We start from the raw sequence: 22,140 nt of genomic DNA, 5'->3' as shown, positions 1-22,140 counted from the left end.
TCCATATGATAAATGTCGGTGTATTTTTTGGAGGAACAAGTGTTGAACATGAAGTCTCCATCATATCTGCTCAACAAGCAATAGCTCAACTCCTTGCTATGGATGGCTATAAATTGGTTCCTATTTATATCTCGAAACAAAACAGATGGTATACTGGTGATTATTTGCTAGAAGTTGAACATTTTAAAGATCTTAAAAAAGTGTTAGAAAATAGTACGCGTATCCAACTTGTTAAAGGGAACAGAAATGCTTATTTAATTGAAGATCCAATTAGACAATTTCATAAAGCACTTGTAGATCATATTGATCTTGCGTTCCCAATCATTCATGGCACAGGTGGTGAAGACGGTAGTTTACAAGGTCTGCTTGAACATCTTGACATACCTTATGTTGGTTGCAATGTACTCTCAGCATCTATTACAATGGATAAAATTGCTTCTAAGTTATTTCTTCAAAGTTCAGGTATTCGGGTGGTTGATGGTGAATGGTTTTATGCACATCACTGGCTAAATTACCAAAGTGATATCATAGAAGATTTAGAAAAAAAATTACCTTATCCAATGATTGTTAAACCCGCTGACATCGGTTCAAGTGTCGGAATCAAATCCGCTAAAAATCGCTTTGAATTAATTGAAGCTATTGATTTTGCAAGATTTTTTTCACCGCGAATTTTAGTTGAAAAAATGCTAGTCGGGATGAGAGAAATCAATATCTCCGTTTTAGGAGACAGCGAAAAACTTGAGTTGTCCGTTTGTGAAGAACCCATCTCAAGTAATGATTTTTTAACCTATGAAGATAAGTATGTCGGAGAGCGTAGTTCTAAAGGAATGTCTGCTGCCAAAAGACAAATCCCAGCTAACCTAACTACTGAGATGAAAAGGGAAATCGAGCGCATGGCAGCAGAAGCTTTTATCGCCCTAGACTGCGCAGGCGTAACACGTATTGATTTTATGATAGAGAAAGAAACTCAACTCGCTTATATTAACGAATTTAATACTGTTCCAGGTTCACTTTCCTTTTATCTATGGGAAGCAACTGGTAAAAGTTTTAAAGAGATGCTCAAAGCTATGATAGATGCAGCTTATAGAGGCTATAGAAGAAAAGAGGCGCTTACGCGTTCTAATGACATCAACATCTTGTCTACAGCAGATCTTAAAGGTATTAAAAAATAATGTACTCATTCGTTTTATTTTCTTGAAAAGTCCAAAAGGGGGAACTTGAACATGGAAAAAGTACTAATTGTAGAAGATGATTTACAAATCCAAACATTGATAAGAGACTATGTCAACGCTTCAGGTTACATTGCTGTAACTGCATCTGATGGGGAAGAAGCATTAATGAAGTATGAAAGTGAACAACCTCAACTAGCTCTTTTAGATATAATTTTACCAAAAATAGACGGTTTTGAACTTTGTAGAAAAATTCGTTCTGAATCAAATATCCCGATTATTATGATCAGTTCAAAGAAAGAAGATACTGATAAAATTCTTGCTCTTGGTTTAGGCGCTGATGATTATATTGAAAAACCTTTTAGTCCAAGAGTGCTCATCGCTAAGATACAGTCTCAGTTCAGACGTGTAAATGTCCTTTCTGGAACACCACATAGCGACACTTTAACCATCAAAGAACTTGAAATAGATGTTAAGGCGAGAACAGTCTCAGTAAAAGGTGAGCAAGTCGCTTTTTCTGTGAAAGAATTTGAAATTCTTCATTACCTTATGCTCAATAAAAACCAGGCGCTTTCAAGAGAAAAAATATTTGATGAAATATGGGGTTACAATGAATTTGGCGATATCAATACAGTAACCGTTCACATGAGAAAAATCAGAGAAAAAATCGAGCTTGATCCTTCAAACCCTGAATACATTGAAACGGTTTGGGGAATTGGCTATAAGTTCAAAGGTTAGCATATGAAACAAAATAAATTTACATTAAGGGGTCTTATCATTTTATTTATGATAGGAATGACCTTAATCACCACTGTATTGATGATGTTTTTGTTTGCCAACTTTGATATTCGTATCAATGAACATACAACATTAATTAAAAACCCTTATTTGTGGTTAGCTGTTTTCATGGTAATTGTTATCGTTTTTTTTATGATATTGGTTCTTCTCATCAACAAATATATCTTCGACCCAATTTTTGCAATGAAACGTGCTGCTGAGCATATAAAATCAGGGAATCTCAACTATCCTATTCAATACAAAGCCGATAACGAAATTGGTGACTTTTGTAATGAATTTGATAAAATGCGTGTCAGATTAAGAGATACTATTTTAGAACAACATGAGATTGAAAAAAGACGAAAGAGGCTAATTGCTAGTATCACACATGACCTGAGGACACCATTAACATCAATAAAAGGCTATGTTGAAGCAATTCAAGATGGCATCGTTAAGGATCAGGAAACTTATGAAAAATACCTCAGTACAATTGCAGAAAAAGCTGATCACCTTAACCATTTGATAGATGATTTATCTGTGTATACTAAGCAAGAATTAGGTGAGTTTACACTCAACCTTGAACGCGTGAATTCCGGGAAAATACTAGCCAGCTATTTTGATCACAAAGTTGACGAGTTTAAATACTCAAACATAGATCTTATATTATACAAACCATTTATTTCAACATTTATCAATGTTGACCCATATCGTTTTAACCAGATTTTAGAGAACCTTATTGGTAATGCTAAAAAATATGCACACACTAAAATAGAAGTACGTACAAAAGTTGTTAATTATCATCTCCAGATCGCGATTCAAGATGATGGTGATGGCATTCCACAAGATGTTCTTGCTAGTATATTTGATCCCTTTTTCATGGTTAACAAAGTAAAAGATCAGAAAGAGAAAGGTGGTTCAGGACTTGGACTTGCAATTGTAAAACAACTAACTGAAAGACATGAAGGGAAAATCACCGTTGAAAGCAATGTTGACGAAGGCACAACCTTTGTTTTAGATTTTCCTCTAGATATATAACGCGAAAGGAGTCCTTATGAAATGTCCAAATTGTAGCTTTGAAAACTCAGATGACTCAAAACAATGTAAAATCTGCGGATACGATTTACCTATTCAAAATCCACCTCCAAAAAAGAGATTTGCTGAGGACGAAAATGATGAAGAGTTAGATTCAGCACTTAAAAGTTTGTTTGGATTAGATGAAGATACCACAGGTAGTAACGATGAAGACCATCTTGATGTTGCCACAGTAGAACGTATGTTACACAAAAAAAGACAACCCTCACAGGAACAAGCACCGGCTACTCCACCCTCACAACAACAAGGTAGAGTGAGAACGCCACAAGGTTCTACCACATCAAAGGATTCAAATGAACCACCACAATACAGTTTAAAAGTAATCTTTGCAGTTATTGTAGTTTTGATTATCATGCTCCTAATATTTAAATCGGGGTTAATTAAGTTGCCTTGGAAATACCAAAGTGATCAAGATCAAGCAACTACAGTTGCATCAACAGAAACTGCTGAAACTACTGAAACTATAGAACCTACAACTGAGTTTGTTGTCAATTTAGGGAGTGAAGCGCCGCTTGTACCTGTGAACGCTTTTTACGATTACCTTCCTGAATTTGTAAATAAAGGCAACCTCAACATTCTCACTTTATTTAAAAGTTCGCAAGAAGCACTCAACGTATTAACAACCTTTGCAAGCGAAGGCAACCTAGAATCTATCGTTTCATCTAGCCTAACACAATCTGAGATTAACGATTCAGATGCGACGTTTACGGTTGAGACTGTTCTAAATCGCCTCATTCAAGGTGAACAAACACAAACCTTGACCACCTGGGATTTCCATATTGTCTTAGATAGTGCCGAGTGGTATATCGATTCTCTAGGTGTAACTTCAGAATCTTATACTGGTACGACTACGGATGAAGGAACTACTCAAGCATCTACAGAAGAGACAACTCAAGCAACTACACTGAGTACGACGCAAGGCACAACTGCTCCCACTACTGAGGCAGAACCTTTTGATTACTCTGGGTTTATAACAAGTGGTACTTTCACTGGTGGTAAGAGTTTGACAGGACAAGATGTCGGTACTGCACGTTATGGTAACCATAATGATTTTGATAGAATTGTATTTGATCTTTACAAATGGATAGGCGGCTCACCAGTAGATACTGTTGACGAAATTACCACTTACACTGCAAACATCTCATCAGATGGAAAGAAAATCACAATTATTTTAAGTGGTGCTATGGATGCGTATGCAAGTACAAGTCCGATTGACTTAGCTGGCAGTCCAAATATTGAATCTGTAAAATTCTCTCTTTCAGGTCCAAACGAATCCGTTCAAATCGATATTAGTCTTAAAAATGCAAGCCAATATAAAGTGTTTAACCTAAAATCTCCTGCAAGACTCGTGGTTGATGTTGCACCTAAATAAAAATAAAGCCTACACAGGACAGTGTAGGCTTTTTTATATTACTATAATTTGAGGAATACCATAAACATATTACTTATGAAGATCATCTCACTAATTTTACAACTACGAAGATGATCAAAAGTGGAATCAGAACAACTGATATTATTCCAAAAACAATTCCAATTGCACCAAAGACAATCCCGATTACCAGGCCAATCATACCAAAAACAGCTCCAAGAACACCACCGATTAATCCAAAGAAACCACCAAGGATTCCTCCAAATGCACCGCCAATACCTCCTATCGCTCCACCAAGTCCTCCGAACACTGCACCAAACACAGATCCAACAATTTTAAATGGTAAAGCAATAATTGCTCCCAGTGGTATGAAATATGCAACAATTCCACCTACTAATAAATAGGGCAACATTTTTTCAAATGTATAACCTTTTCCTAACAAAACCTTGGCGATAATCGCCATAACTATCAATGCAAAAATCATAATCTACCTCCATCTATCCAAGACCTCTGTCTTTTTTTCTAAGTCCATCATAACGCATGTTCATATAAAAAGCGTTAGCCTTAGATTAGAAAACGGTAAGAATACTTATGATCCTCTATTAATTTTCTACTTTCTTAGTCAAATTGATCTTTTTAATCTCTTCAATCACAAAAGGCAATACCTTTTGAACATCACCTACAATGCCTAAATCAGCAACTTCAAATATTTTTGCACCTTTATCTTTATTTACTGCAATAATAAGTTCAGCTTCTTCCATACCAGCAACGTGTTGGATCGCGCCTGAAATACCACAAGCAATATATAAATTCGGTCTAACGGTTTTACCCGTTTGACCAACTTGACGGTCATGATCCATCCAACCGCTATCAACAGCCGCTCTAGAAGCTGATACCAAACCATTTAGTTCATCAGCAAGATCATACAGTAGTCCAAAGTTGTCTTTCGAACCAATACCACGACCTCCTGAAACAAGCACTGTTGCTTCTTGTATATCTTGTTTCTCTTCTGTTTCTTTTTCAAATGACAGAACTTCTATAAAGTTCTTATTTCTTTCAATTTTCACAGGATAATTTACAATTTCACCTGTTCTATTGTGATCACGTTCCATTTTTGTCATTACACCTGGGCGAACGGTAGACATTTGTGGTCTATGATCCGGGCTTACAATTGTCGCCATGATGTTGCCACCAAAAGCTGGACGTGTCATTAAAAGCATTCTATCTTCTGATATATCTAAAGAGGTACAATCAGCTGTAAGACCTGTTAGTAATCTTGCAGAAACTCTAGGTGCTAAATCTCTACCGATAGAAGTCGCGCCAAATAAAACAATTTCTGGCATCTCGGAATTAACAGCTTGAACCATAGCTTGTGTATAAGGTTCAGTTGAGTAAAGTTCCAAATTATCGTCTTGCATCACTAACACTTTATCAGCACCATATTCAACCAATAATTTACTATGCTTTTCTATATCTTTACCAATAAGTGCGGCAACAACATGAACCCCTAACTCATCAGCAATTTTTCTCCCTTTTCCTAAAAGTTCAAGAGAGACATTTTGCACCTCGCCAAAGCGTTGCTCTACATAGACGAGAACGCCTTTATAATCATTTATATTCATGTGAGCCTCCTAAATAATAAATTTCTCGTGTAATTTGTCTACAATTGCAATTGCCAACTCTTTTGGCGTGCCTTCAACAATTTTACCTGCTTGTTTTGCACCTTTAGTAAATGATTTTTTAACTTTTGTTGGTGATCCTTTTAGACCCATACGTGCGATATCAGTATCAATGTCTGCAAATCCCCATGTTTCAATCTCAAGAACTCTGTGCGCATCAAGTAACCCTTTAATTGACATATATCTCGCTTCATTAAGTTCACTTAATGCAGTGATTAAGCAAGGGTACAATACTTTTATTTTTTGGAAACCATCTTCAAAACTTCTCTTAACAATTGCATGATTTTCATGATGTTCAAATGCAGAAACATACGAAATTTGTGGTAAATCTAAGTGCTCAGCAATTTGAGGTCCAACTTGTGCAGTATCTCCATCAATTGCTTGTCTACCAGTGATTACTAAATCAAAATCAATTTTTTTAAGTGCTGCAGCAATAGTTGTTGAAGTTGCAAGTGTATCTGCGCCAGCGAAAGCTCTATCTGTAAGCAAGATCACTCTGTCAGCACCCATTGCATATGCTTCTTGTAATGCTATCTTAGCTTGTGGTGGTCCCATAGTAACAACAGTGATATGAGCGCCATACTCATCTTTCAATCTAAGAGCTGCCTCTAGACCTGCTTTGTCATCAGGGTTAATGATACTTGGTACACCATCTCTTATTAAGGTTCCTGTTTTTGGATCCAATCGAACTTCATTGGTATCAGGAACTTGTTTTATACATACAACAATTTTCATCGTTTTCCCTCCATTATACTTCTGCCCTATTTGGACTATTTCAACTCTGAAGATGAGATTACCATTCTTTGAACTTCACTTGTACCTTCATAGATTTCAGTGATCTTAGCATCTCTCATCATTCTCTCAACAGGATATTCACGTGTATAACCATAGCCACCATGAAGTTGAACAGCCTTAGTTGTCACTTCCATAGCTACTTCAGAAGCATAAAGTTTAGCCATTGCAGCTTCTTGTGCATATGGCAATTTCTTAGACTTTTTATCCACGGCATTATATACCAAAAGTCTTGCTGCTTCAATTTTGGTTTTCATATCTGCGATTTGAAATTGGGTATTTTGGAATGCGGAAATTGGTTTTCCAAATTGTTTTCTTTCTTTTACATATTTAACAGTTTCATTATAAGCACCTTGAGCAATACCAAGTGCTTGTGCTGCAATACCTATTCTACCACCATCAAGTGTCATCATAGCAATTTTAAAGCCTTTGCCTTCTCCACCTAACATGTTCTCAACTGGAATTTTGCAATCTTCAAATATAAGCTCACAAGTACTTGAGCCTCTGATGCCCATTTTTGCTTCTTTCTTACCAATTGAAAATCCTGGAGTTGTAGCTTCAACGATAAAAGCAGAAATACCACGTAAGCCAGCAGAACGGTCAGTCATAGCAATTACGATATAAGTGTCAGCATAACCTGCATTTGTAATAAAGATTTTACTGCCATTTAAAATATAGTGATCGCCATCTTTAACTGCTGTTGTTTGTTGACCTGATGCATCTGTGCCTGCATTTGGTTCAGTAAGTCCAAACGCGCCTAATTTTTCGCCTTTTGCAAGTGGCACGAGGTATTTTTGTTTTTGTTCCTCTGTACCAAATTCATAGATTGGTGCTGCACAAAGTGATGTGTGAGCTGATAGTACAACTGATGTTGTGCCACATGCCACAGCTAGTTCTTCGACAAGGTTGATGTACTGCCAGTAAGTACCACCTGCGCCGCCGTACTCTCTTGGAAATGGGATGCCCATCATGCCAAGGTTTGCCATTTTTTTAACAGTCTCTTCTGGAAATCTTTCTAAGTCATCGATTTCCGCAGCGATTGGTTCTACCTCGTTGAGTGTAAACTTTCTGAACAGTTCACGCATCATGAGGTCTTCATTGGTCATTTCAAATGTCATTTTTTTCCCTCCGTTTGTTAATAATTTAACTCTGCAATACAAAAAAAATAAACTATCCCCATGACAACATTTTAACACTTATTGTTAAAAAGTCCAATAAGATAATTTAATTTTTTAACGAATTCACGGAATTTTAACAAATTTAAAAATAAACAACATAATGACCAATACAAGTGCAATAAACAAATAATTTCTTAATCGATTGTACTTAAATATTCCTTTATATGGATCATCATAAAGTGCACTATTCTTAAATGTTAAGTCATCTTCAAACACATGATAAATTTCCCCAGGTTTATCAATGATACTATGCACTTCTCCAGAGTATATACCATAGGCAACATCATAATCTTTAAGCGGAACTGAAAGTTCAAACCCAAAACCATCAGAACATTTTTCAACTTTTGTGCGAATACCATGTTCAGCCATTCGTTTCTCAAATTCTATGAATATTGTATCTACTGTCGCCGTTTTATCGCAATCGACAATTTTCCATTTGTATAGCAGTTCAAAAGATTCCATAACACCTCCTATTGAGTTTCATATACCCATTTTTCTACAGAATCCTTAATTTCTTGTCGATAACCTAACCAATCTAGCATTTGAATGATTTGCCCTGTACTTCGATAAGCTGCAAAATAGTACATGGATCTAACAGGCATATTCGTTTGTGTCGTATTAAGCTGATTCGCATATGCAACAGCTCGCTCTGGATAAGCACTTAACCATAGACATGACTTATAAAAAGTATTTTCAAATGACGATGCTAACTCTGGATAAACTTCATCTGTTGCATTTAATATAATTACAGCAAGTTGATAGTCTTCAACTTCATCTAATGTTACATATGAACTAAAAGCGTCAAACTCTTCATAACCGAGATATACTTCTTCTATCATTAACAGTTGATTTGTTTGTGTTTGTACCATATCTTCCATTTTATCGACATAAGATAAAGTATAATCCCTATCAAGCACCATGCCTTTTAAGGCTAGATCATGTGTTAATCTCTTTATAGAAGATGAATATAAGCCTTTAAACCCTGATGGATCATAAACCTTTATTGCATTGCCTTTCACATCTGTTAACGATTTTATACCTAAAATCACATGATTATTTCCCTTTACAACACCTAAGAGTCTGTAATCTTCCGACTTTGAAAGGACTTCAATAGCAAGCGTAAAAGGCAGTACAGCTATTGAAGGTTCGCTTGAAGATAAAGCTTCTTTTAATTTAGGAAGATCATTGTATAAAGTATAGTCAATTACTACATCTTCAAGCAACATAGGCTGTTCATATAAAAGTTTAGTAAGAGAATATGACGCCAAGCCCTCTGAAGAAGCACATGTGATAGAAACCACATCTTCATTGTACTTTTGCAGTGATTCATTCGTTGGTTGTGACTCAATTATTTGTCCTTCTATATTGTTTTTTTTCAACTCACATCCCGATAATACCATGAGCAAAGTGAATATCAACATTATGAATCTCACTAAATTTTTATGTTTATACATTTTTCACTCCTCATCATAAGCTTATGTACTTAGTATCAAAATTTTAACATAAAAAAAAGGCTGTCACAACAGCCTTAGATTACGATTCTTTTCTTTATATAGTCACTTTCTAGCTTTACAAGCTCCAAATAGACTTGATCACCTTCTAAAATATAATTCTTATCAATTAGTAAATTTAGATCTGATACCAAAACCTCTAAAAGTTCCATAAATTGATTAATTTTATACTTGCTTTTTAGTCTACCAAATGGATTCAATCCTGAGAATGATCCCACTGAAACAAAAATTCTACCATTTTTCTTAAGCGTTCTTCGTGATTCTTTTAGGATTTGAGAAACGTCGATTTGACTATTCTCAATTTCGCTTAGTACAATTATATCTACGCTCTCATCTGCTTGAAAAAGTGAATTATTACACCAAGTCACTTTGTTTTTATCAGACTCACCACAGTGCAGTTTAATATCATCTCGTTGCCATTCAAGAATAATATCAACGGGTGTAAAATGATTTGGGCTTAACTTTCTAAATTGTTCTACGGTCATCTATGTACTCCCTACCAATGCGTTTATGAAAAGTAATCTTCAAAAGTATGCCTTAAAAATACCACATACCGCTTGGAAATACAATAAAATCGGTGTTAACAATATCATACTTTTTATTAATAGATATTTTAATGATATGAAACAATCTCTACAGACTATAGATTATCTGGATTCTTCTTAAAGTAAATTCGATCAGAAGTTTCTTTTGCAGCATCAATGATCTCATCAATTTCTGTTAATCGACTTTTGATTGCATCAGCAGTTTCTTTGGGTACATTAAAATATAAGAACAAATCCTCAAATTTTCGAATTGATCGGTTGAAATTCTGATTGATTTCTATGAAGGAATCTATATTATGACTATGTGTTGCATTTTTAAACTGTTCAAGATCAATTTCAATAATATTGATGACATCTTCTTCTCTGTCAAACTCACGTAGTGCTAACGGATAAGGTTTGATTCTTTCTAAAAAGTATCTCCCTTTTTTATTGATATTATATACATATGCAATTTCTGTATTTTCAACTAAAAATACAACAAAACACATCTTTGAGTTAATGACATAAACATCTGCACCCATTTGTCTTAATTTGATATCATGCTCCATAATTTCTGCATTCATCATTTTGCGCATATAGACTCCTCCTTATATGATAAAGACTACAAGATAAACCGTTGAAATAGCTATTGAAACAATCATCAGTGGAAAACCTATTTTGAAATAATATCCAAAAGACAACTTTTGACCATGTCTTGCAAGTAAACCTGAGACAATTACATTGGCAGATGCACCAACAAGTGTTCCATTTCCGCCGAGACAAGCTCCTAGCGCAAGTGCCCACCAAAGAGGTGTTACATCTAGTCCAGACATGACGCCATAGTTTTTAATCAATGGAATCATGGTTGCTACAAAAGGAATATTATCAAGAACCGAAGATGCAATTGCCGAAACCCATAAGATTACAATCATAGTCATCGTCATATTGCCACCTGTAACGGTAAGTAATTTTGATGCTAGATACTCCATAACACCTACTTCTTCTAGCGCTCCTACTAGTATAAAAAGTGCTAAGAAGAAGAATATTGTCGCCCATTCAATCTCTATAAAGATATCCTCCACATCACATTTGCTTATCAAAAGTAATACTGAAGCTGCAAACAATGCAATTGTGGCTGATTCGTACCCCATTGATTGATGTAATACAAATCCAAGTACTGTCATTAAAAGAACACCGATACTTTTTTTCATCAAAATCGGATCTTTAATCGCTTTTTTTTCATCAAGTCTTAGTATTTTCATTTTATTTTCATCAGTTGCAACATAGTGCATTTTATAGCCGTATTTAAAAATCACCATGGTGATAAAAAATATAACAACTACAACAGGTCCAAGTGCAACAACGAAATCTAAGAATCCTAACCCCGTTGCACTACCAATCATAATGTTGGGTGGATCACCAATTAGAGTTGCTGTTCCGCCTATATTAGCAATCAATATTTCTGGAACAAGAAATGGAATTGGATTTAAATCTAGGGTATCTGTAATAACTAAAGTCACTGGTACGATTAACAAAACCGTTGTGACATTATCTAGTAACGCTGAAGAAAACGCAGTGATCGTACAAAAATAGAGAATAATTTTCCACGGATCACCTTTTGCAATCTTCGCTGCTTTAATTGCTACGTATTGAAAAATACCACTCTTTTTCATAATGTTGACAATAATCATCATGCCAACTAACAAACCAATGGTATTAAAATCAACATAATGTAACGCTCTTTCTTGACCTTCAATATTGAGGACAACCATTAGAAAAGCGCCTACCATAGCAACAGCGGTTCGATTCATTTTTTCAGACATTATTAGTAAATAAGTTACTATAAAAACGCCTATTGCCAAAATTAGCTGAAATTGCATACCTCTACACACTTCCTATTCATTGATTTGTCACGTCAAAACCCGGACAAAGTTAATCATACGCCTCAACGATTTAAAAATCAAGTGTTTTGGGGATATCTTACGATTGTATAGTCATAGGCAATTTTAGTTTTGTTAATAAAAAATTTACAAATAATCTTTAATTTATTAAAGTGAAAACTCATTTCTCTTTCTTATAATCATCTCAAACCATACATAAATGATTACACCTTTAAACACACTCGTTATCGTTATACTCCACCAGATGCCATTTAAACCTAAGAATGTCATTTGACTAAAATATAAGGCCAATGGAATGCGCATCAAGTTAAACAAAATGCTGATGATTGCAGCAGGTTCTGTTCTTCCTATACCATTGAAAGCACCAGAGCTTGTAATCTCAATACACATAAAAAGCTGAGATAAAGCTAGTATTTTAAGGTAATTCACACCTAACGCAATCGCTTCAGGTTCTCTAATAAAAATCATAAATAACCATTTGGCTCCAAAAAACAATAAAAAGGTATTAAAGAGTCCAATTGCAAAAGCGACCTTCATTGCTGTTCTATACCCAGTAATAACGCGTTTATATTGCTTAGCACCATAATTTTGCCCCACAAAACTACCAAGTGCTACAGAGAATCCCAATGCAGTCATCCAAGTAAGTGACTCGATCTGTGACCCTACTTTCTGTACCGCTATAGGCAAAGGCCCATAGGCTGCAATTATCCTAGCAATTACAATCGAGATTAAGGTAAATAATGCACTTTGAAGGGCAGGTGGAAAACCCATTTGCATGATTGCCTTTATATCATCTAATTTCGATTTTTTAAAAAACTGAAAATGCTTAAAAAGAACATGTTTAAATCTAATATTGTAAATAAATATTGAGAATACAACCATTTGGGCAAAAACAGTAGCTACTGCAGCTCCTGCAACACCCATATCGGGAAATGGTCCTATACCATTTATTAAAATTGGGTCTAAAATCATGTTGATTAATAAACCAATAGCATTGAATTTAAAAGGCAATCGACTATTACCTCTCCCGTTAAATATGCCTGTAAAAACTTGATTACAAAATGCAAAAATCAACCCTGCTATAACAATTACCAAATAGCTAATCGCCATCTTCTCAACAGTTGCGTTATTGGTATTAAAGAAACTAATAATTGGAACTCTCAACAAAAGTATAAATGTACTGTAAATTAATGCGATTACGACTGTGATGTGTATCCCTGCTCTTCCAATTTCTTCTGCACGTTCATTCAACTTCGCGCCAGTTGCTTGAGCAACTTTTATCTCTGTTCCCGTTTTTCCTAAAAAAACAAATGCTTGTGATAACCAAACAAAAAAACCTGCAATCCCTACAGCAGCAACTGCGTTCGAGCCTAGAAACCCAATCCAGATCATATCCGTTAAATTATACGCCATTTGTATAAAGCTTGTTCCCATAATAGGAATTGCCATCATTACTAGTCCACGAAGTATTGAACCAGTGGTTAAATCACTATGTCTATCATCCATTGTCGTTTCCTCAGTTTATATACTTTCTAATTTTTGTGTAAATCTAATTAATTATAGCAAACACATATCTTTCGGACAACTAAATATTTCAGTTTTAAAAAAGCAATTATGCAACTTTTGTTTACACTTTTTGCACATATATGTCTTTAGTGTAAATTTAACATTACACTTTTGTGATTTATATACATTTCAACGTTCTGCGATCATTCATACGGGTATTGAATCCACTTAAAATCTGCTATTTAAACCAAGGTTAGTTGCTTATTTAGTATTAAATTTAATGGCATAAAACTTGCATTAATATATCTAATGACTTTACAAAAGAAGGAGATGGGGTATGCATACAATTCCACAACTAACTCAGATGATTGAATTTGCTCCAACAATTCAATCCTTAGTCATTAGGGACACTGCAATTGCTGTAACTGATTTACATGAGTACGTATATTATGCAAAAGGCAAAGAACTAAATCATCACGTCAAACCTGGAGATCCTGTAAAGCCTGGTTCACTGGTTGAAAAAGCGATGACATTACGCCAAAAACAAACTTCTATTGTAGACGTAACACTTTTTGGCACACCTTATATTGGAACCGCAATTCCTTTAATTGACCCTAAAACACAAGAAGTAGTTGGTAGTCTTTTTATTGGCGAAAGTACTGAAAAACAAGAGTTACTTAAAAATATGGCAAAAGAGCTTAGCAGTAATGTGTCCGACATAACAGACTCAACGAGAGATATCTCAAAGAAAGCAGATCAATTTTCAGTTTTTTCTAACCAACTTGCAGAATTAACACATAACTTCAACAAAAAAATTGGTGAAATCAACAGTTTTACTTCTATGATCCAAAATATTTCTAAAAAAAGCAATATGCTTGGTATAAATGCGGCTATTGAATCTGCCCGCATCGGTGAACAAGGTAGAGGTTTTGCTGTAGTGGCTGAAGAAATAAGCAAACTCTCAAAACAAAGCAACGATTCTGTAATTTCTATCTCAGATATGACCCGTTCTATCTTAGCTGACAGTGAATCACTTAACAACGAAACTGATATTCTTACTGGCTTGTCTGATGAAATTATGCTTATACTCAATTCTCTCACTCAAAATATAGAAGCAATTTATGGCATGGTCGAAGAATTGACAAGTATATCAGAATCATTATAATGAATTATTTAAGATGGCAAAAAGCGTTTTTCGTTTTTTGCTTTTTTAATTTGTTTTCTATTCTTTATCGAATTGTAATACAAAAGTAATCCATCTATCGTATAATAAAGTAGAAGAAAACTATCATTGTAAACTTTTGTTTACTGAAAATTCAAACATTTTAGGGAGTTACTATGCTACGAAAAAAAATTAATATATTGACAATTGCACTTGTCATTTGTTTATCTCTGACCCTTTCTGCTTTTCCAAATCTATCTTACGGGGCTGCATTTGGCGATGTAGAGGGACACTGGGCTCAGACATATATAGACACAATTCAACCCCTTGGTGTAATTGCAGGTTACCCCAATGGCACTTTTAAGCCTAATAGTAATATAACGCGTATTGAATTTGTCGCAATTACTGTCAATGCTTTAAAGCTTTCTGTACGCTCAGTAAATGCAAACGAGTATTGGGGAGCACCATTTGCAGAAGTAGCACTATCAGCTGGTTTAATAGGCGAAGATGAGTATGGTGGTATTACGGAGAAAAACCTAAACCAAAACATCAGCCGTGAAGAAATGGCGAGTATTATCGTAAATGCTTTTTATAGCCGAGGCAAAACAGTCACTGAAACTCAAAAACAAGCTGCACTCCAAACACTTACAGATTTTGACACGGTATCATCACAATATTATGATCAATCAGTCGCATCAGTAGCTCTAGGTATTATTGGAGGATTTCCCAATTCAACTTTTGGTCCTAAAGAAAATGCAAGTCGCGCACAAGCGGCAGTAGTTTCCTATAAATTATTGGTTGAGCTAGGAATTATTGCTACAACTACCGATGATCCTTCACTTACTCAAACGACTGCTTTTGCAGTAAACAATATTGAGATCGGCGATTCCTATGAATGGGTGATAAAAAAATATGGCCAACCTGTTCGCGAAGATATTAGCGAGTATGGTTTCAAATGGCTGGTTTACCACAATAATTATAAAAATTATTATCAAGTTGGAATTCAAAATGGTAAAGTAGTCGCACTGTATACCTCATCTGATTTATTAAAATCAAAAAATGGTTTTGCAATTGATTTTACAAAATCAAAAACCACTGCACTCTTAGGTGAACCTTTAAAATTCATTCAAAAGGGAAATGTTCAGTATCTACAATACAATTCAGATGAAACTGCTACTTATTTAAGCAATAACGCATATATAACTGCCTATTTTGATACTGCAGATGCTGGAAAACTATTTTCCGTCAAAATAATCGATTATAATGTTGAACAATCTCTAAAAAGTCAATACGGTACTGCATCAACTCCACTCAGAATTTCGTATGAAAAAACAATCTTTGATCTCGCTAATGTTTTCAGAGTTGCACATGATCAAGATATTTTAAAATGGCATGAACCACTTGCTGACGTTGCAAGAAAACACAGTCAAGATATGTCAGATCGTAGCTTTTTCAGCCATACCAACCCAAGTGGTTATACACCATTTGACCGAATTTTAGCCGATGGTATCGATTATCACTATGCTGCTGAAAACATTGCAGCAGGCTATACAAGTGCATTTTCTGCGCATTCAGGGTGGGTTAACTCACCTGGTCATCGCGATAATTTACTTCGTTCAATTGAGTACCTTGGTGTCGGCGTTTATATCGGTGGAGAGTTTGTCAATTACTTTACCCAGGATTTTATTACGCCATAATTATTAATCCATAAAATTCAAAAATTAAAACAAGAGCAATATTGATGCGTTTTCTTAGTTCCTAACTAAAAATACACTTCAATATTGCTCTTTTACGTTAACATTTAAATATATGATTCATACCACTAATGATGTTCTCCCTTACCACTTTGGCAGCTCGGACATACACCAAATATTTCAAGTCTATGTTCTAATATTTTGAAGTGCGTTAAATCACCTAAGTCTTTTTCATAAGTTTTTAGTGGGCATCCTTTAATCGCTGTAATTTTATTGCACTCAACACAGATTAAATGATGCTTATGTTCTCTTAAATTGATTTCAAAAGTAGCTCTGTGATCATTTCCAAATGAATTTTTTAAAACTAAATTGTGTTTTACGAATAATTCTAAAATTCTATAGATCGTTGACATATTGATGACGTCGTTAAATGATTTGTCTTTAGATAATTCAATATACAAATTGTCCGCAGTAATGGGTTCTTTACAAGTAATGAGATACTCATATACTCTTTGTCTCTGGATTGTATTTTTGATTTTATTTGATTTAAATATTTCACTCACCTTTTGATTCATCACTACCTCCTATCTAAGCCGCTTTATAATCAGTGCTATAAGAAAGAACATGGCATTTACCATCACAATACTTGCGCCTGATGGTAAGTTAAAAACAAAAGATCCTATTACACCGATTAAAACAGATGCTACAGAAACAATCGCAGAAATCAATATGGTTGACTTGAAACTCTTTGAAATTTGCAGTGCAGTCACAGTTGGAAAAATAATCATGCTAGAGATCAGCATCGTTCCAACAACACGGATTCCAAGAACTATAGTCACTGCAGTTAAAACTGCTATCAAACTATTCATCCGTTTAGTATTGATTCCCATTACACTTGCAAAAGATTCATCGTGCGTAATTGCAAATAAATCATTATAAAAATAAACAACCGTTATAATCACTACTGTAGCTAGTATAAGTGAGAGCCACACATCACTTTGACTGATAAGCAGAATACTGCCAAATAGAAAACTAAATAAATCGACATTAAAACCTTGAGAAACACTTGCAATTAACACGCCAAATGCAACTGAAAATGATGATATAAGGCCAATTGCAGCATCTCCATGCAAATTTGCTTTTTCATTAAGCCTTAAGATAGCAAGCGATGCCACAATTACTACTGGAATCGAAACAAATAAAGGTGATGTATTAAGTAAAAGTGCTATGGCCACTGTTGCAAAACTTACATGCGCTAAACCGTCGCCAATCATCGAAAATTTCTTAAGTACTAAAAATATCCCTAAAAGCGCACTGCATATAGCGATTAAAACACCTACCAAAATAGCTCTCTGCATAAATCCGTACTGGAGTGCTTCTGACATTAAATTAATAATATGCATCTAAGCCTCCCCATCTAAATGAAAATGATCATGTCCAAATGAAGAAGTGAATTTGGAAACCTCATCGTAAAACACGACCTCTCGATCTAACACAAGCATCTTTTTAGCATACTTCTGAACACTACCTAAATCATGTGATACCAAAACAATCGTTGTACCATCGATGGTATTAATCTCGTGGATCAGTTTGTAAAAATCTTCCCTAACACGAGGATCAAGTGCACTGGTAGGTTCATCTAAGATAAGAACTTCTGGTTTATTCACCATTGCCCTTGCTAATAAAACTCTTTGTTGTTGTCCTCCTGAAAGATCTCCAATACGTTTGTTTTTTAGTGGCATTATATTGAGTCTTTCAAGAATATCATCTATCTTTTTTTGATCCTCTTTATTTATAATTTTAGGCCGTTTTTTATCACTAAGTAGGCCAATCCCCACGATTTCTTTTACTTCAGCAGGAAAAAGACTATCGTTAGTCAAAGCGATTTGTGGAAGATAACCCTTTTTCAATGTAGAATTCTCAAATTTTATTATACCTTGTTCAATTGGTACTAAACCTAGCAATGCCTTAACAAGGGTAGTTTTACCAGAACCATTTGCACCAACTAACCCAATATAGTCACCTTTTTTTATGCTAAATGTTACCCGATCTAGGACCAGGTGATGACCATATCTTACGATTAAATTACTAACTTCAATTTGTTGATTCATGATACCCCAACCCTTCCTTAAGTCGCTCTAAGTTACCTTCCATAATTTCAATATAAGTAACACCTTCTTCTATTTCTTGTTTAGACAAATTGTGCGCACCATGCAGCAATAGCATTTTTACACCTGTTTCTTCTGATATAATCTTAGCAACTCTAGGATCAATTAGCTCTTCATAATAAATTGCCTTCGCTTTTGTTTCTTTTATAGTTTTCATTAGTGCTGCAATGCGTTGTGGTGTCGGCTCTGCATCCGGTGAAAAACCAGCATAAGGCGATTGACTTTCAAGACCATATCTATGAGCAAAATAACCAAAAGCAAAGTGCCCACCTGTTAATATCGTCTTTGAATCAGTATTTTCAAACGCCCTAATAATATCTGCATCCAAATTTTCTAGAGCATTAATTAATGTATTTTGACGCGCCTTTATCTGAGTTTCTTGACTAGGCAACTTTTGAATCAATGCCTCTGAAATTGTTTTAACCATATGGATCGCATTATTGGGATCTAACCAATAATGTGGATCGACAGCATCCTCAGAGTGATCCTCATCATGTTCTTCAACTAAATCATGATCGTCTTCATGCTCATGATCAGAAGCGATCATATCAATGCCAACACTTGCATCAATAACAGTGGTTTTAGTCTCATCTACGTTTTTTAACACTTCACTTACCCATGGTTCCATCTCTAAACTCGTATAGATGAATATATCTGAATTCAATATAGCCAACACATCTTGAGGTGTTGGCTCGAAGGAATGTGATTCAACACCTGGTGGCAACAATAAACTAACGTCGACATCTTCATTTCCAAGTGTTCTTGCAAAATCATATTGTGGAAATAGTGTGGTAACAACGTGAATTATATTGTTAGTTGTTCTTTGTGCCTCAATCTTATCATCATTTTGACAAGCTGTTAAAGTAAATAACATAACAGCTAAGGTTAATATCGCTAATTTTCTATTAAAGTTCATTATTTCCTCCAAAAAAAAGATACAATTTTACAAATGCAACTGATTTGCATTTGCATAAATTATATCATGTCCTTAGTCTTTGTCAAGTCGCTACTTCTTAGCGGATTTTTCTTTCTTTTTAACGAGCCCATTTAGTTCAGCTTCAGAAAGTTCACGCCACATCCCAGTTTTTAATTTACCCAGTTTAATATGCATTATTCTTACACGCTTTAACCCGACAACTTGATAGCCTAATGCTTCACACATTCGTCTAATCTGACGATTTAGCCCTTGAGACAAAACAATAGAAAATTTTTTCTCATCGATTTTATTGAGAGTACATGGCTTTGTTTTTTCATGCTTTTTCTTTACAGGGTTAAAAATCGTAACACCTTCACTCATTTGATTTAAAAAATCAGAAGTAATAGCTTTATTCACAATTACTTGGTATTCTTTATCATGTTGATTTTCTTCTCTTAGTATTTCGTTGACAATACTACCATCACTGGTTAGAAGTATGAGCCCCTCAGAATCTTTGTCCAAACGACCAATAGGAAATATACGCTCTTTATAACCAACAAAGTCGACAATATTGTTTCTGATCTTTCCTTCTGTTGTACAAACAACACCTATAGGCTTATTTAGCATTATATAAACATGCTTCTTTTTTTGCTCTATTCGCTTACCATTAACTTCAACACGATCTTTCTCTTTTACTTGACTACCAATTTCAGCTAACCGCCCATTGATCTTAACTTTTTTTGCAATAATAAGTGCATCTGCTTCCCTACGAGAACAAAAGCCTGATGCGCTAATATAATTATTAATTCTCATCATTTCCTCTTCATCTACTAAGACATAATAATATAATACCAAGTGCTTTTAAAAGTGTAAATGGTTGACTTAAATCTGTATATACCACAAATAATAAAATCTTCGGACATCGAGCCCGAAGATTCTGTCACAAGGTAGTTGTGACTAAATAAAAAAAACTTACATTGTAATCAATGTAAGTTTAAATAAATGGAGGAATATATGAACTTATATGAGAAATTATTGGCTTAAAGAATATTGAATCATTTGAGAATCCTTAATTAAGTTATATCCGACATATCCTTTTTCAATCAAATTCTTTTGTTCAAAAATTTTATCCATCTTAAGCATTTTCAACTCCGAGTTCTCAATACTAAATGATTTTGACATGTCTTTGTGTAAAATAAACCGCCACATACCATCTAATTCTTTACTCGCATACTTTCGTTTGAGAGACTTTATATTAAGTCCCGCAGACATAATATTATATAAACTAAATAAATTATATGGAGAAACCGTGCAAATTAGATGTTTCATCTCCAGAGGCTTTATTAATTCGATAGCCTTTGAAAGTGTAATTGCTTGAAGTTTATTTCCTCTATAATCAGGACTAACTAAGGTAGTCTCCAAATGAACAACCCGATCAAGTTCCGAGTTATCTAAGTGTATATCATTTCCTAAATTTTTAAGAGAATGACCTGGAAAACTTATATATCTATATGATATCAATTGTTCTTGTGAATTATATACACCTATAACCATTGCACCATTTGATAAATCTTCTAACATTTCTTGCCTTGTATCTTTATACAACACTTGTTTATTAGGAAGACCTTCGTATACCTTGTGTTGTAAATTCATGATCGCATTGATCTCTTTTGCTTCAACTAATCTCATCGTATAACTTTCTTCTTGCCTGATAGTGGCTTTTCTCTTAATAATATAACCTTGTTCTAAAATCATAAAAAGTCCTCCTTTCTAATTCAGTGCTGTTGGGCTATTCTGTTTGTCTGACAACTTGCCCCATTATGTAAGTTGTTACAATTATACCCTAACAACTCATGCAAGTCAACAAGGTTGTTAGTATTTCTATTTCAGTCTTCTCAAAGTGGTGATATAATATATTGTAAACTAAGCACTGCCGTGCATTTGGAGGTATTCATGAGCGAGCAAAACGCAAGAAGGGTTAAGCATCCTGAAGTGACAATAGAAGGTACTAAATATTTAAGAATTCCGATCAAGACTCACGTAGTTATGAGAGATGATCAACTCATTGAAGTGATTAAAAAGTATGCGCATTCTGAGCTTATGCCAAATGATATCCTTTTTGTTACAGAAAAAATCGTTGGCATTACACAAGGAAGAGCAATTCCCATAAAGGACATTACTCCTAGACCTTTGGCGACACTTTTGGCGAAATATGTAACAAAAACACCTGCTGGTATAGGTCTCGGTATGCCCGAAACCATGGAAATGGCACTGCGTGAATGTGGTATACCAAGGATATTATTTGCATCTGCTGCCAGTGCAGTCACTAAAATATTTGGTAAACGTGGTGTATTCTATGATATTGCTGGCTATAAAGCATCCTCTATAGATGGGCCCACACCCAACACACTGCCGCCTTACAACGAGTATGTCGTTTTGGGACCAGATAAACCTGACCAAGTAGCACTAGAAATCAGTGAGGCGCTAGATGGCGTTAAAGTAGCGGTTGTTGATATCAATGACCTAAGTGGTGCAATCTTAGGCGTATCTCACGCTTCTATTAATAAAGAACTTGTCGTTAGAATTCTAAAAGACAATCCACTTGGTCAAGATCACGAGCAAACACCTTTAGGAATTATAAGAAAGATATAACATCATAAAAAAAGCTATCTCATTTGATGCATCATATCACATCTGAGATA

Annotated in this window: 23 protein-coding genes; 7 read left to right on the top strand and 16 right to left on the bottom strand. The window is 34.9% G+C overall.

Annotated features, from left to right (window positions below):
• Positions 1–5: 5 nt before the first annotated feature.
• From QE109_RS10250 to QE109_RS10235, 4 genes are read left to right on the top strand one after another with little or no spacing between them, the layout of a single operon-like run.
• The gene (locus tag QE109_RS10250; protein WP_281094381.1) at positions 6–1,172 is read left to right on the top strand and encodes a D-alanine--D-alanine ligase family protein; all 1,167 of its coding nucleotides are present in this window, start codon (positions 6–8) and stop codon (positions 1,170–1,172) included.
• 51 nt (positions 1,173–1,223) lie between these two features.
• Positions 1,224–1,907 carry a response regulator transcription factor gene (locus tag QE109_RS10245; RefSeq protein ID WP_281094380.1) on the top strand — a complete coding sequence of 228 codons (684 nt, stop codon included), beginning with the start codon at positions 1,224–1,226 and terminating at the stop codon, positions 1,905–1,907.
• Positions 1,908–1,910: 3 nt separating this feature from the next.
• Positions 1,911–2,981, top strand: a complete 1,071-nt coding sequence (locus tag QE109_RS10240; protein ID WP_281094379.1) for a sensor histidine kinase — start codon at positions 1,911–1,913, stop codon at positions 2,979–2,981.
• Between the two features lie 16 nt (positions 2,982–2,997).
• Positions 2,998–4,410, top strand: a complete 1,413-nt coding sequence (locus tag QE109_RS10235; protein ID WP_281094378.1) for a zinc ribbon domain-containing protein — start codon at positions 2,998–3,000, stop codon at positions 4,408–4,410.
• A gap of 82 nt (positions 4,411–4,492) precedes the next feature.
• Here QE109_RS10235 and QE109_RS10230 read toward each other — a convergent pair whose 3' ends face one another.
• From QE109_RS10230 to QE109_RS10185, 10 genes are all read right to left on the bottom strand, one after another.
• The gene (locus QE109_RS10230) at positions 4,493–4,891 is read right to left on the bottom strand and encodes a hypothetical protein (RefSeq protein WP_281094377.1); all 399 of its coding nucleotides are present in this window, start codon (positions 4,889–4,891) and stop codon (positions 4,493–4,495) included.
• A gap of 118 nt (positions 4,892–5,009) precedes the next feature.
• Positions 5,010–6,029 carry an electron transfer flavoprotein subunit alpha/FixB family protein gene (locus QE109_RS10225; RefSeq protein WP_281094376.1) on the bottom strand — a complete coding sequence of 340 codons (1,020 nt, stop codon included), beginning with the start codon at positions 6,027–6,029 and terminating at the stop codon, positions 5,010–5,012.
• Positions 6,030–6,038: 9 nt separating this feature from the next.
• Positions 6,039–6,821: an electron transfer flavoprotein subunit beta/FixA family protein gene (locus QE109_RS10220; RefSeq protein WP_281094375.1), complete on the bottom strand. Its 783-nt coding sequence runs from the start codon at positions 6,819–6,821 to the stop codon at positions 6,039–6,041.
• Between the two features lie 35 nt (positions 6,822–6,856).
• Complete coding sequence (locus tag QE109_RS10215) at positions 6,857–7,996, bottom strand: acyl-CoA dehydrogenase (protein WP_281094374.1); 1,140 nt, start codon at positions 7,994–7,996, stop codon at positions 6,857–6,859.
• 123 nt (positions 7,997–8,119) lie between these two features.
• Entirely contained in the window at positions 8,120–8,518 is a 399-nt protein-coding gene (locus tag QE109_RS10210) for a hypothetical protein (RefSeq protein WP_281094373.1), read from the bottom strand.
• A gap of 8 nt (positions 8,519–8,526) precedes the next feature.
• Positions 8,527–9,510 carry a hypothetical protein gene (locus tag QE109_RS10205; protein ID WP_281094372.1) on the bottom strand — a complete coding sequence of 328 codons (984 nt, stop codon included), beginning with the start codon at positions 9,508–9,510 and terminating at the stop codon, positions 8,527–8,529.
• A 74-nt stretch (positions 9,511–9,584) separates the two neighbouring features.
• Positions 9,585–10,052: a methyltransferase domain-containing protein gene (locus QE109_RS10200; protein WP_281094371.1), complete on the bottom strand. Its 468-nt coding sequence runs from the start codon at positions 10,050–10,052 to the stop codon at positions 9,585–9,587.
• Between the two features lie 155 nt (positions 10,053–10,207).
• On the bottom strand, positions 10,208–10,687 hold the full coding sequence (locus QE109_RS10195; protein ID WP_281094370.1) for a hypothetical protein: 480 nt from the start codon (positions 10,685–10,687) through the stop codon (positions 10,208–10,210).
• 12 nt (positions 10,688–10,699) lie between these two features.
• Positions 10,700–11,971 (bottom strand): ArsB/NhaD family transporter, encoded by a 1,272-nt coding sequence (locus QE109_RS10190; RefSeq protein ID WP_281094369.1) that lies wholly within the window; start codon positions 11,969–11,971, stop codon positions 10,700–10,702.
• 168 nt (positions 11,972–12,139) lie between these two features.
• Positions 12,140–13,498, bottom strand: a complete 1,359-nt coding sequence (locus tag QE109_RS10185; protein ID WP_281094368.1) for an MATE family efflux transporter — start codon at positions 13,496–13,498, stop codon at positions 12,140–12,142.
• 337 nt (positions 13,499–13,835) lie between these two features.
• Between QE109_RS10185 and QE109_RS10180 the strand changes: the two genes are divergently transcribed.
• Complete coding sequence (locus tag QE109_RS10180) at positions 13,836–14,663, top strand: methyl-accepting chemotaxis protein (RefSeq protein WP_281094367.1); 828 nt, start codon at positions 13,836–13,838, stop codon at positions 14,661–14,663.
• Positions 14,664–14,836: 173 nt separating this feature from the next.
• On the top strand, positions 14,837–16,357 hold the full coding sequence (locus tag QE109_RS10175; protein WP_281094365.1) for a CAP-associated domain-containing protein: 1,521 nt from the start codon (positions 14,837–14,839) through the stop codon (positions 16,355–16,357).
• 125 nt (positions 16,358–16,482) lie between these two features.
• Here QE109_RS10175 and QE109_RS10170 read toward each other — a convergent pair whose 3' ends face one another.
• From QE109_RS10170 to QE109_RS10145, 6 genes are all read right to left on the bottom strand, one after another.
• Complete coding sequence (locus tag QE109_RS10170) at positions 16,483–16,929, bottom strand: Fur family transcriptional regulator (protein ID WP_281094364.1); 447 nt, start codon at positions 16,927–16,929, stop codon at positions 16,483–16,485.
• A 9-nt stretch (positions 16,930–16,938) separates the two neighbouring features.
• Positions 16,939–17,757: a metal ABC transporter permease gene (locus tag QE109_RS10165; protein ID WP_281094363.1), complete on the bottom strand. Its 819-nt coding sequence runs from the start codon at positions 17,755–17,757 to the stop codon at positions 16,939–16,941.
• A complete protein-coding gene (locus QE109_RS10160) occupies positions 17,758–18,465 on the bottom strand; it encodes a metal ABC transporter ATP-binding protein (protein ID WP_281094362.1) in 708 nt (235 codons plus the stop codon). It lies immediately after the preceding gene.
• Positions 18,449–19,438 (bottom strand): metal ABC transporter solute-binding protein, Zn/Mn family, encoded by a 990-nt coding sequence (locus QE109_RS10155; protein ID WP_281094361.1) that lies wholly within the window; start codon positions 19,436–19,438, stop codon positions 18,449–18,451. Before QE109_RS10155 ends, QE109_RS10160 begins: the two co-directional genes overlap by 17 nt.
• A 90-nt stretch (positions 19,439–19,528) precedes the next feature.
• Entirely contained in the window at positions 19,529–20,251 is a 723-nt protein-coding gene (locus tag QE109_RS10150; RefSeq protein WP_281094360.1) for a pseudouridine synthase, read from the bottom strand.
• 219 nt (positions 20,252–20,470) lie between these two features.
• Positions 20,471–21,193 (bottom strand): hypothetical protein, encoded by a 723-nt coding sequence (locus QE109_RS10145; protein WP_281094359.1) that lies wholly within the window; start codon positions 21,191–21,193, stop codon positions 20,471–20,473.
• 198 nt (positions 21,194–21,391) lie between these two features.
• On the opposite strand from QE109_RS10145, the gene QE109_RS10140 reads away from it, so the two are divergent.
• The gene (locus tag QE109_RS10140) at positions 21,392–22,090 is read left to right on the top strand and encodes a coenzyme F420-0:L-glutamate ligase (protein ID WP_281094358.1); all 699 of its coding nucleotides are present in this window, start codon (positions 21,392–21,394) and stop codon (positions 22,088–22,090) included.
• Positions 22,091–22,140 lie beyond the last annotated feature (50 nt).

The sequence above is a fragment of the Fusibacter bizertensis genome (assembly GCF_029914245.1).
GTDB lineage: Bacteria > Bacillota > Clostridia > Peptostreptococcales > Acidaminobacteraceae > Fusibacter_C > Fusibacter_C bizertensis.
Note: the sequence above shows the minus strand (reverse complement) of the source record. Positions and strands in the feature narration are given on the sequence as shown.

Excerpts from the sequence above, each read along its gene's own strand:
- QE109_RS10180 (WP_281094367.1), top strand. The coding sequence starts at position 13,836 with ATGCATACAATTCCACAACTAACTCAGATGATTGAATTTGCTCCAACA.
- QE109_RS10185 (WP_281094368.1), bottom strand. The coding sequence starts at position 13,498 with ATGGATGATAGACATAGTGATTTAACCACTGGTTCAATACTTCGTGGA.
- QE109_RS10235 (WP_281094378.1), top strand. The coding sequence starts at position 2,998 with ATGAAATGTCCAAATTGTAGCTTTGAAAACTCAGATGACTCAAAACAA.
- QE109_RS10220 (WP_281094375.1), bottom strand. The coding sequence starts at position 6,821 with ATGAAAATTGTTGTATGTATAAAACAAGTTCCTGATACCAATGAAGTT.
- QE109_RS10200 (WP_281094371.1), bottom strand. The coding sequence starts at position 10,052 with ATGACCGTAGAACAATTTAGAAAGTTAAGCCCAAATCATTTTACACCC.
- QE109_RS10215 (WP_281094374.1), bottom strand. The coding sequence starts at position 7,996 with ATGACATTTGAAATGACCAATGAAGACCTCATGATGCGTGAACTGTTC.
- QE109_RS10155 (WP_281094361.1), bottom strand. The coding sequence starts at position 19,438 with ATGAACTTTAATAGAAAATTAGCGATATTAACCTTAGCTGTTATGTTA.
- QE109_RS10175 (WP_281094365.1), top strand. The coding sequence starts at position 14,837 with ATGCTACGAAAAAAAATTAATATATTGACAATTGCACTTGTCATTTGT.
- QE109_RS10140 (WP_281094358.1), top strand. The coding sequence starts at position 21,392 with ATGAGCGAGCAAAACGCAAGAAGGGTTAAGCATCCTGAAGTGACAATA.
- QE109_RS10225 (WP_281094376.1), bottom strand. The coding sequence starts at position 6,029 with ATGAATATAAATGATTATAAAGGCGTTCTCGTCTATGTAGAGCAACGC.
- QE109_RS10250 (WP_281094381.1), top strand. The coding sequence starts at position 6 with ATGATAAATGTCGGTGTATTTTTTGGAGGAACAAGTGTTGAACATGAA.
- QE109_RS10190 (WP_281094369.1), bottom strand. The coding sequence starts at position 11,971 with ATGCAATTTCAGCTAATTTTGGCAATAGGCGTTTTTATAGTAACTTAT.
- QE109_RS10230 (WP_281094377.1), bottom strand. The coding sequence starts at position 4,891 with ATGATTTTTGCATTGATAGTTATGGCGATTATCGCCAAGGTTTTGTTA.
- QE109_RS10170 (WP_281094364.1), bottom strand. The coding sequence starts at position 16,929 with ATGAATCAAAAGGTGAGTGAAATATTTAAATCAAATAAAATCAAAAAT.
- QE109_RS10205 (WP_281094372.1), bottom strand. The coding sequence starts at position 9,510 with ATGTATAAACATAAAAATTTAGTGAGATTCATAATGTTGATATTCACT.
- QE109_RS10210 (WP_281094373.1), bottom strand. The coding sequence starts at position 8,518 with ATGGAATCTTTTGAACTGCTATACAAATGGAAAATTGTCGATTGCGAT.
- QE109_RS10165 (WP_281094363.1), bottom strand. The coding sequence starts at position 17,757 with ATGCATATTATTAATTTAATGTCAGAAGCACTCCAGTACGGATTTATG.
- QE109_RS10145 (WP_281094359.1), bottom strand. The coding sequence starts at position 21,193 with ATGATTTTAGAACAAGGTTATATTATTAAGAGAAAAGCCACTATCAGG.
- QE109_RS10245 (WP_281094380.1), top strand. The coding sequence starts at position 1,224 with ATGGAAAAAGTACTAATTGTAGAAGATGATTTACAAATCCAAACATTG.
- QE109_RS10150 (WP_281094360.1), bottom strand. The coding sequence starts at position 20,251 with ATGAGAATTAATAATTATATTAGCGCATCAGGCTTTTGTTCTCGTAGG.
- QE109_RS10240 (WP_281094379.1), top strand. The coding sequence starts at position 1,911 with ATGAAACAAAATAAATTTACATTAAGGGGTCTTATCATTTTATTTATG.
- QE109_RS10195 (WP_281094370.1), bottom strand. The coding sequence starts at position 10,687 with ATGCGCAAAATGATGAATGCAGAAATTATGGAGCATGATATCAAATTA.
- QE109_RS10160 (WP_281094362.1), bottom strand. The coding sequence starts at position 18,465 with ATGAATCAACAAATTGAAGTTAGTAATTTAATCGTAAGATATGGTCAT.